The sequence below is a fragment of the Sphaerisporangium melleum genome (assembly GCF_014646695.1).
GTDB classification, from domain to species: domain Bacteria; phylum Actinomycetota; class Actinomycetes; order Streptosporangiales; family Streptosporangiaceae; genus Sphaerisporangium; species Sphaerisporangium melleum.
This window is the reverse complement of sequence record NZ_BMNT01000062.1, coordinates 32,240-33,887: the sequence shown is the minus strand read 5'-3', so window position 1 is coordinate 33,887 and position 1,648 is coordinate 32,240. Positions and strand designations below refer to the sequence as shown.

Genomic DNA, 1,648 nt, shown 5'->3' with positions numbered 1-1,648 from the left:
CCGGCAGCAGACCACCCAACCCGATCCCATGCAACGCCGCATCCAGCAACGCCGGATGCACCCCGAACCGCGAAACACCCACCCGCCCCTGCTCCGGCAGCACGACCTCGGCGTACACCTCCCCACCCGCACGCCACGCCGCCACCACACCCTGGAAGACGGGCCCATACTGAAGGCCCACCCGCGCGAGGTCGTCGTACAAGCCGTCAACCGAAATCGGCTGAGCACCGGCCGGCGGCCACTGCTCCATCCTCTCGATCGACTCCAGCGCGGACGCCGCGACCAGCGCGCCCTGCGCGTGCTGGACCCAATCGGCGCCGTCCTCGGCACAGGAGTGGATCGTCACCGAACGCCGGCCATCCTCGTCCACCCCACCCAGCAGCACCTGCAACCGGGCACCACCGGCCACCGGAACCACCAAAGGCACCCCGATGGTCAACTCCTCCAGCGACCCACACCCGGCCTCGGCCCCCACCTGCAGCGCCAACTCCACGAACGCCGCACCCGGCAACACCACCGCACCGTTCACCACATGATCGGCCAACCACGGCTGCGCACCCAGCGACAACCGCCCACTGAAGATCAACGACTCGCCACCGGCCACCTCCGTCACCGCACTCAGCAACGGATGGTCCACAGTGCCGAGGCCGGCTCCGTTCATGTCGCCGGCGCCGGCGCGGTCCCGGACGGGGATCCAGTAGTGCCGGTGCTGGAAGACGTAGGTCGGCAGTTCCACGTGCCGGGCGGGGACGTTGGCGAAGTAGGTCTCCCAGTCGACGGTGACGCCGCAGGTGTGCAGGTGGGCCAGGGCGGCCACGAAGGCACGGCCCTCGTCGAACGCGACGGCCTCTTCCTGCTGCCCGCGCTTCGCGTTACCCCGTCCACCAGCGGGAACGCAGACCTCCTCGCCGGTGAGGGTCTGCTGCGCCAGTGCGGTCAGCGTCGCATCCGGACCCACCTCGACGAAGACCGTCGCCCCCGCAGCGCGTGCCGCGGAGACTCCGTCGGCGAACCGCACCGCCTCCCGGACATGCCGCACCCAGTACGCCGGATCGGCCAAAAGCCCCGGCTCAGCAACATGCCCGGTCACATTCGACACCACCGGGATCAACGGCTCGTTGAAGACCAGCGACGACACCGCTTGCCGGAAGTCGGCGAGCATCGGCTCCATCAACGGCGAATGGAACGCATGCGACACCCGCAACCTGCGCGTACGCACGCCCTTCTCGGCCAGGGCCTGAGCGATCTCCTCGACCGTCTTCTCGGCGCCGGAGACCACCACCGCCGACGGACCGTTCACCGCCGCGATCCCGACCTCGTCCTCCCGGCCGGCCAGCAACGGCAGCACATCCTGCTCCGAAGCGGCCACCGCCAGCATCGCGCCACCCGAAGGCAGCGCCTGCATGAGACGAGCCCGGGCCGCGACCAGCGCACACGCATCCACCAGCGACAACACCCCGGCCACATGCGCAGCGGCGATCTCACCCACCGAATGACCGGCCAGCACATCCGGCCGCACACCCAGCGACTCCACCAACCGGAACAACGCCACCTCGAACGCGAACAGGGCAGGCTGCGTCATCCCCGTCTCGTCCAGCACCTCGGCCGGACCGGCGAACATCACCTCACGCAGAGAGTGCGGCAGCAA

1 protein-coding gene is annotated in these 1,648 nt (G+C 69.6%); it reads right to left on the bottom strand.

Annotated features, from left to right (window positions below; all coding sequences use genetic code 11):
- A partial coding sequence (locus tag IEY93_RS34960; protein WP_189167464.1) for an acyltransferase domain-containing protein occupies window positions 1-1,648 on the bottom strand: 1,648 nt, incomplete at both ends.